The sequence below is a fragment of the Klebsiella sp. MS 92-3 genome, assembly GCF_000195655.1.
Taxonomy (GTDB): Bacteria; Pseudomonadota; Gammaproteobacteria; order Enterobacterales; family Enterobacteriaceae; genus Klebsiella; species Klebsiella pneumoniae.
In genome coordinates this window covers 156-507 of the sequence record NZ_GL882843.1, presented here as the reverse complement: position 1 = coordinate 507, position 352 = coordinate 156, and the positions used below count along the sequence as shown (strand labels likewise).

At 53.4% G+C, this 352-nt stretch carries 1 protein-coding gene; it reads left to right on the top strand.

Annotated elements, in window-relative coordinates; all coding sequences use genetic code 11:
* The coding region (locus tag HMPREF9538_RS0128255) for a transposase (RefSeq protein WP_148671943.1) at positions 1 to 352 on the top strand (352 nt) is incomplete at both ends.

Sequence of the window (352 nt, the reverse complement as noted above, 5' to 3'; positions counted from 1 at the left end):
CCCTGCGCGCTGCGCAGGGCTTTATTGATTCCATTTTTTCTCTGATGAACGTTCCGCTACGCTGCCCGGATTACAGCTGTGTCAGCAGGCAGGCAAAGTCGGTTAATGTCAGTTTCAAAACGCCCACCCGGGGTGAAATCGCACACCTGGTAATTGATTCCACCGGGCTGAAGGTCTTCGGTGAAGGCGAGTGGAAAGTCAAAAAGCATGGCCAGGAACGCCGCCGTATCTGGCGTAAGCTGCATCTCGCCGTTGACAGTAAAACACATGAAATCATCTGCGCTGACCTGTCGCTGAACAATGTGACGGACTCAGAAGCCTTCCCGGGTCTTATCCGGCAGACTCACAGAAA